The organism is Paracoccus sp. MC1854, assembly GCF_014164635.1.
GTDB lineage: Bacteria > Pseudomonadota > Alphaproteobacteria > Rhodobacterales > Rhodobacteraceae > Paracoccus.
Genome location: NZ_JACJFU010000032.1, coordinates 21,788 through 29,347 on the forward strand (window position 1 = coordinate 21,788; position 7,560 = coordinate 29,347).

At 64.1% G+C, this 7,560-nt stretch carries 5 protein-coding genes and 1 pseudogene; 4 read left to right on the plus strand and 2 right to left on the minus strand.

What is annotated here, in order from left to right; translation table 11 throughout:
* Window positions 1-55 precede the first annotated feature (55 nt).
* Both istA and istB read left to right on the plus strand, forming a co-directional pair.
* Window positions 56-1,634 (plus strand): annotated as a pseudogene (gene istA / locus H5395_RS15145) (IS21 family transposase).
* On the plus strand, window positions 1,624-2,382 hold the full coding sequence (istB, locus tag H5395_RS15150; protein ID WP_182793399.1) for an IS21-like element helper ATPase IstB: 759 nt from the start codon (window positions 1,624-1,626) through the stop codon (window positions 2,380-2,382). The pseudogene istA and the gene istB overlap by 11 nt, the downstream one beginning before the upstream one ends.
* 13 nt (window positions 2,383-2,395) lie before the next feature.
* On the opposite strand, the gene H5395_RS18545 is transcribed toward istB, so the two are convergent.
* Window positions 2,396-3,457 carry a helix-turn-helix domain-containing protein gene (locus tag H5395_RS18545; protein ID WP_220495070.1) on the minus strand — a complete coding sequence of 354 codons (1,062 nt, stop codon included), beginning with the start codon at window positions 3,455-3,457 and terminating at the stop codon, window positions 2,396-2,398.
* A gap of 5 nt (window positions 3,458-3,462) precedes the next feature.
* Complete coding sequence (locus H5395_RS18550; RefSeq protein ID WP_220495071.1) at window positions 3,463-4,488, minus strand: recombinase family protein; 1,026 nt, start codon at window positions 4,486-4,488, stop codon at window positions 3,463-3,465.
* Between the two features lie 660 nt (window positions 4,489-5,148).
* Here H5395_RS18550 and H5395_RS15160 point away from each other — a divergent pair.
* Together H5395_RS15160 and H5395_RS15165 are read left to right on the plus strand one after the other, a co-directional pair.
* A complete protein-coding gene (locus H5395_RS15160) occupies window positions 5,149-6,195 on the plus strand; it encodes an ADP-ribosylglycohydrolase family protein (protein WP_182793400.1) in 1,047 nt (348 codons plus the stop codon).
* A gap of 24 nt (window positions 6,196-6,219) precedes the next feature.
* Entirely contained in the window at window positions 6,220-7,383 is a 1,164-nt protein-coding gene (locus H5395_RS15165) for a metallophosphoesterase (RefSeq protein ID WP_182793401.1), read from the plus strand.
* The last annotated feature ends 177 nt before the right edge of the window (window positions 7,384-7,560 follow it).

Below are 7,560 nucleotides of genomic sequence, written 5' to 3' on the forward strand. Positions count from 1 at the left end.
GACCCATGTGACCCTTCCCCAAAGCGGAGCGCGGCGGGGTAACGGAGTGATCCACATGGGACTTTTGAACATCATCCGACGCATGGCGTTGCGGGAGAAGCTGCCGATCCGGGAGATCGCACGGCGGACCGGTCTGTCGCGCAACACCATCAGGAAGTATCTGAACGCTGGCACCATCGAGCCAAGGTTCGCGACGTCGGAGCGGCCGAGCAAGCTTGATCCGTTTGCCGAGAAGCTGGCGGCGTGGCTGAAGACGGAAGCCGGCAAGTCACGCAAGCAGCGCCGAACGCTGAAGCAGCTCCATGTCGACCTCGTGGCGCTTGGCTTCACTGGCTCCTACGGCCGGGTCGCGGCCTTCGCCCGGCAATGGCGGATGGACCAGCATCGCGAGCAGAAGACGACGGGCCGCGGCACCTTCGTCCCGTTGGCCTTTCGGCCGGGCGAGGCGTTCCAGTTCGATTGGAGCGAGGACTATGCGGCTCTGGGGGGCGAGCGCACGAAGCTTCAGGTCGCCCATATCAAGCTGGCACACAGCCGGGCCTTCCTGGTCCGGGCCTATCCGGCTCGCAAACCCACGAGATGCTGTTCGACGCCCACTGGCACGGGTTCCGCGTCTTCGGCGGCGTGCCGGGCCGCGGCATCTATGACAACATGAAGACGGCGGTCGATCGCGTCGGTCGCGGCAAGGAACGGCAGGTCAACATCCGCTTCCTCGCCATGACCAACCACTATGTCTTCGAGCCGGAGTTCTGCAATCCTGCCGCGGGATGGGAGAAGGGGCAGGTCGAGAAGAACGTCCAGGATGCACGGCCTCGTTTGTGGCAGCCGATGCCGGACTTTCCTGACTTGGCGGCGCTGAACGCCTGGCTGGAACAGCGGTGTCTGGAGTTGTGGCGCGAGATCCCGCACGGGGTTCTGCCCGGAACCGTCGCCGACGCCTGGGCCGAGGAGCAAACTGCGCTGATGCCGCTGCCGCCTGCCTTCGACGGCTTCGTCGAGCGGAGCAAGCGTGTCTCACCCACCTGCCTGATCAGCTTCGAACGCAATCGCTACAGCGTGCCGTGCTTCGGGCTTACGCGGCGCCACTGGCGCCACGGTCCCTTCGCACCCTTCGCCAACCGGCCCGTCAGCCTGAGAGTCTACCCGGATCGGCTGGTGGTTGCCGCCGAGGGACAGATCCTGTGCGAACATGAGCGGGTGATCCAGCGCTCCCATCACCTGCCGCCACGCACGATCTATGACTGGCGGCATTATCTGGCCGTCATCGAAGCCGCAAGCCGGGTGCCCTCAGGAACGGTGCGCCCTTCGCGGAATTGCCCCAGGCCTTCCGACAGTTGCAGGACCAGATGCTGCGACGTCCCGGTGGCGATCGCGAGATGGTCGATATCCTGGCGCTGATCCTGCAACATGATGAACAGGCTGTGCTGGTTGCTGTGGAAATGGCTCTGGCTGAAGGCGTCGCGACCAAGACCCATGTGCTGAATCTGCTGCACAGGCTGATCGACGGCAAGACGACCGGCGGCCCGAACATCGACACACCGGAGGCGCTGATCCTGCGCCATGAGCCGAAGGCCGATGTCGAACGCTATGACGGCCTGCGGGCCCAGATCGGGAGAGACCGCCATGCGTCATGATCCCGCCAGCGGCGCCGTCGTCATCATGCTTCGCAGCCTGAAGATGCACGGCATGGCCCAAGCCGTCACCGACCTGATCGAACAGGGGGCGCCGGCATTCGAGACAGCCGTGCCGATCCTGTCCCAGCTGCTGAAGGCCGAACTGGCAGAACGCGAAGTGCGCTCCATTGCCTATCACATGAAGGCGGCGCGCTTCCCGGCCTACAAGGATCTCTCGGGCTTCGACTTCGCTGCCAGCGAGATCAACGAGGCCACGGTGCGGCAACTGCATCGCGGTGACTTCATCGATGGCGCCCAGAACGTCGTGCTGATCGGCGGCCCGGGCACCGGAAAGACCCATGTCGCGACCGCCCTGGGCATCCAGGCCATCGAACACCATCGCCGAAAGGTTCGGTTCTTCTCCACCATCGAACTGGTCAACGCCCTCAAGCAGGAAAAGGCCAAGGGCAAGGCCGGACAGATCGCTGAAAGCCTGACTCGGCTCGATCTCGTGATCCTGGACGAGCTGGGCTACTTGCCGTTCAGCGCCTCGGGCGGTGCCCTGCTCTTCCATCTCCTGAGCAAGCTCTATGAGCGCACCAGCGTCGTTATCACGACCAACCTCGGCTTCAGCGAATGGGCCTCGGTCTTCGCCGACGCCAAGATGACCACCGCGCTGCTCGATCGCCTCACCCACCGCTGCCACATCCTGGAGACCGGAAACGACAGCTTCCGCTTCAAGGCAAGCTCAGGCGATCACGTTTCATAATGCACCTCGTTTGTTAGAATCCCGGCAGATTCATGGACCTGTTTGCAACATTATCAAGCGCTTGCCGTGGACGACGCGCGGCAATCTCCTGCAGTTCTATCCGCACCGCCTCGGTCTCCAGCGCGTCGACCGGTATTTTCCACGGGGCGGAATACATGATCTGGGTTGCGGGCAGAGTTTGCGACCGGATCAGCTTGTGAACCGAAGCGACGCACACGCCGAGCCGCTTGGCAGCAGCGTCGACGCTCAAGGTCTTCGGGACCTCGGCATCAGGATCATAGGGAGGGATCGCGAGCCTGTCGCGCAATTCCGCGACACGAACGGTTGTCCATGTCTCCCCATCCTCGGTGCGGCAGCGCATCCGGTTGAGAGTGACTGCCAGTTCCCTGTCAGGCCAGTGTCCGGCAAGTTTGCGGAGGACCTCCGGGGCCGTGAGCGTGCGGCCTGGCGGGAACCGCCCTGTCTTGCGCCGGGCCAGCCTGACCTCGGTGTGGCGTCCGCCGATCCAATGGATGAGCAGAATGAACTCGTTCTCCTCTGCGTCGATATCGATCACGACCTCCTCGATCAGCAGCCTGACCAGACGTTGTCTCGCGCGGGCATCGGTTCCCGCCGCGTTCCAGACGGACGGCAAATACGTGGCGAGCCGCATGAGAACGGCGGGATTGACCCCGGGCTTCGCCCGGATCTCCGCGCCGAGTGCCGCAAGCTTGTGCTCTACCGCCGCCACCCGCTCCAACGCCGCGTTCCAGCGCGCCTCCAGGGTTCGGGCGACATGCCGTTTGGCGGGATCGACGTGCTCGTAGCGCCGCTCCGCCAGTTCCGCCACATATCGGGCCTCATCGAGTTCCTTCTCGACCGCAAGCCGGACGGTCTCCTGCGCCCGGGCGACCTGCTGCTCCGCCAGAAGGGCGGCCTGCACGGCCTGTCCGGAGACGGCCTCGAGAAGCTGACTCGCGACGAGCGCATCAATACTTCCCCCGCCGGCACCGATGCACAGACCGGCCCCGACATGTCCGTCATCGCCGCGGCACTGATAACGGTGCGACAGGTCCGTCCCCGTCTTGTAGAACACCCGCATCATCCTGCCGCAGCGCGCAACCGGGCCATGCCCGACAACAGCGCCTGTCCGCCACGTCCCGATTTGCGGGCCGTGCGTTTTTGCATATGCGCGTTCTCTTCCAGCATGCGGCAGTTCTCCTCGTAGGCGCGCCAGTCGAGATATCCCTCGTGGTTGTCCTTGATCAGCACGCTCAAGTCCTCGAGCGCCCGGTGGTGACCGCTGGTCTTGCGCGCTTGCCCATCCACCACCCCTGTCCGGTTCCCGGTCCGCCCGAAGGCATAAGCGCCAGCATAGATCGGGCTGTGCAGAACTTGCATCACGCTGTGATAGGCGGGCTTGCGCCATGCAATCTTCCGCAAGGCGCCGTTACGCAGCACCACCGGCAGATGGAGATCCGCCGCACGCAGCCACAGGAACACCTGCCGCCCGCTGCCAAGCTCGCGGAACTTGGCGAAGATCAGGCGGATGGCCTGCTGGACCCGCTCATCGGGATCCATCTCGATCCTGTCGTCCTCACTCCAGCAGAAGCCCGGCGGCAGGGTGAAGCGCAGCTCGCCCCGTCTCGCCTTCGCGTCTCGGGCTGCCAGCCCACGCTGGCGAAGGAGGCTCAGTTCGTATTCCGACATCGTTCCCTTGAGCCCGAGCAGCAGCCGATCGTTCATCAGGCGGGGATCGTAGACCCCCTCCGGGTCGACCACCAAGGCTCCCGTCAGGGCGCACAGATCGATCAGGTGATGCCAGTCGCGGCCATTGCGGGCGAGGCGCGAAGCCTCGATGCAATAGACCGCGCCCACCGTCCCGGCACACACTTCCGCAACCAGGCGCTGGAAGCCCGGCCGCGCGATCTGACCGGAACCGGAGCGCCCCAGATCTTCGTCGATCACCCGGACCTCCGCGAAGCCTGTGTCGCGGGCAGCTTCGGCCATCTGGTATTGCCGCTTTTGGCTCTCCAGATTGCCAAGGACCTGGCTCATCGTCGATTGCCGGACATAGACGATCGCACTGCGAGCGAGGTGCTCAGCGGTGATCTTTACATGCATCATTTTGCGAGCCCTCCGATATCTTCTCTGCGGCCGTCAGCAGCAACTCGGCCAGTGCTTCCAGAATTGCGGGTGTCGATGGTGCCGCCGGAGGACGGTTCCGGCTGTCGTCCAGTGCCAGGCAGAGCTGCGTTGGCTGCGAACGGGATCGGGGTCGGCAAGGCATGCGTATCCTCCTCTGGAATCGGTGCTCCAGAGGATGACGCAACCTCGGCACGACGCATCAGATCCAAGGTTCGGGCGAGCGCTTCCAAGGCTTCAAGCGCGACAACGGGCGGTCCGCTGTCCAGCCGCGCACAGTAGGCGGGATCGCACATCCAGGGCGGCAAGGTCCGGAAGAATCCGGGTCGTTCTTCTACCAGGATCGAATCCGAACCGTGCCGATGACCACCATCACGGGCGCGCAGGACGCGGCCGAACAGCGGGTGCCAAGGATACTCGATCCGCAGATCTTGCAGTTTGTATGTAGAATGAGAGCCGATCGGGCGCAGCGGTCAGGAAAACGAAGGAGGCCGGCCATGCCTTGACCCAAGCCTGACCCCCGAAACATAACCTGAAGGTGGGTCACTTCTTGATGGAAAACCCGGGTCAGTTCCGGGTGGAAATCAACACCGCAAGGGGGCAGCGCCCCTGCCCGCCCAGCGCCGCTGGCTGGATACGCTGATGGCCGAAGATGATCGCGAACTTGGCCGCATCCGCGCCAGCCTCTATGGCGGCGCGATCGGCGACGCATTGGGTGCCGAGATCGAGTTCTGGTCACTCGACCGGATCCGGGCCCGTTTTCCTGACGGAATCGACCGGATCTTGCCCCATGATGGCGTGCGCGCAGCGATCACGGATGACACGCAGATGACCCTGTTCACGGCGGAAGGCGCCATCCGCTCGGTCATGCGCTCAATCGCGAAATGGGGAGGTAACGCTGCGGTGGTGGCTGGCGGGGTCGTCCATCACGCTCTCCTGCGATGGTATGTGACACAGGGCGAGTCCAGTCCCATCGCATGGGTCGACCATGTCGGCCTGGTTCGTGATCCGCGCTTGCATCGCCGCCGCGCGCCGGGAGCCACTTGCCTCTCTGCGCTTGCTGCGGGCCGCGAATTTGGCGAATGGGCGCAGAATGACAGCAAGGGCTGCGGAACGATCATGCGCGTCGCTCCGGTGGGGCTGCTGCTGAATTTACAGCAGGTCAGCCAAGCCCCCGACGAGACATCTCACCTTACCCATGCACATCCTGCAGAGCGGAACGCAGCACAGGCCTTTGCGCTCCTGCTTTCCTTTGTGATGGAGGGCTTACCTCTGTCTCGTGCCCTCGAGACCTTGCGACGCGCACATCTCGATGCGCATGTACTGAAGGCCATCGACGCCGCACGTGATGCCCGTCCCGACGGCAATGCCGCCACGGTCGAGAGCCTGGGGGGCGGTTGGGTGGCGGAGGAGGCCCTGTCAATTGCCATCTATGCAGCGCTCGTGGGACGTGATTTCGAGGAAGGCCTGCGTATCGCCGTGACCCACTCGGGTGACAGTGACAGCACCGGAGCGATCGCGGGCAATCTGCTGGGGCTGCTCTACCCCGAGCAGGTCATGGCGCATCTGTGGCGACAGCAGATCGAATGCGCCGACCTGATCGGGCGGATTGCCACCGACCTGCACCGGGCGCGGCGTCCCGACGAGAATTTCGTGCGCGACTTGTGGCGCTTCTATCCCGGCGTTTGAGCCGACAAAACGGAGAGATTTCCCGTGTTCACGATCATTCCCGACATTCATGCCGATTGGCAACGCCTCGAGGCAAGCCTCTCACTGGCATCGGGCACACGCCCGGCATTTCTGGGCGACTTCATCGACGCGGCAGCCGACAACATGACGAAGGCCGACGATCGCCGGGTCCTTCAGCGCGTGCGCGGCCTTGTCGATGCGGGCCAGGCGATTGCGATCATGGGCAATCACGAGCTGAATGCGATCCTCTTCCATCGACGCGGAGAGGACGGCCAGCCGCTGCGCCCGCGGAGTGACAAGAATGCCGGCCAGCATGCGAGTTTCATCAAGGCTTTCGGCATCGAGACACCGGAGGCACTGGAGTGGACGGACTGGTTCCTGGAGACGCTGCCACTCTGGCATGACCAGAACGGATTGCGGCTGGTCCATGCCTGCTGGTCCGATCCCGAGATTGCACTGATCCGTGAACGTCGCCCCGATGGCCGGCTGCGTCCGGAGGATCTGCCCGAGATCGCGCGCGAGGACACCGCATTCGGCCGGGCGGTCAAGCTGATCACCTCAGGGCGGGAGGTTGCCCTGCCGGAGGGCGTCTCGTTTCTCGACAAGCGAGGCGATCGACGCCACGATGTCCGCCTGGCCTGGTGGCGCCAGGACAAGACTTGGCGCAGCGCGGCCCTTTCAGTTCCGGATCGCAACAGCCTGCCCGACAGCCCGCTTCCCGACGCCATCGTCACCCCCGCCCATCCTGCAGGCGCGGCCCCCGTCTTCGTGGGCCATTACAAGATGGACGGTCGGCCGCGTGTCGAAAGCGAGGATGTCCTGTGCCTCGACTATCCAGCCGCGCCCTGCGTCTATCGCTGGTCAGGAGAGCCAGGAATTGATCCGACCCGGCTTCAGGAAATCCCGGCGCACAAGCTGGCACTTGCGGGCAACAAGCTGATCTCGACAGGCTATGGCACATTCATTCTCGAGATCGTCCTGCGTACGCCGCGCGGCTACGAAGACGAAGTCCGGGGTGCGCTCGGCCTGGACCCCGACTATCGCGACCGCGATCCGGATTGTGCCTACTTCACTTGGTCGCCAACGCACGTGAAACGCGGGGATGACGAAACGATCGTCTGGACTCTGGCTCACCACTTGCCCGGTCACATCCCGCGGGAGATCCTCTGGGAGGAGTCGCGATACTGATCGAACCGGCATCTGGAGCGCAGCAGCGAGAGCGGGCACCGCATACTTAGCACTACTCTGCCAGGTTTTGTGGTAGTTCGGGGTGGTGCTCACGGGAGGTGCCGTGATGAGAGCAACCACAAGCCACTGGCGGGCTGCCTATGAGGCTTGGCTCGCACCTTTCCTAGCTCGGCTCGG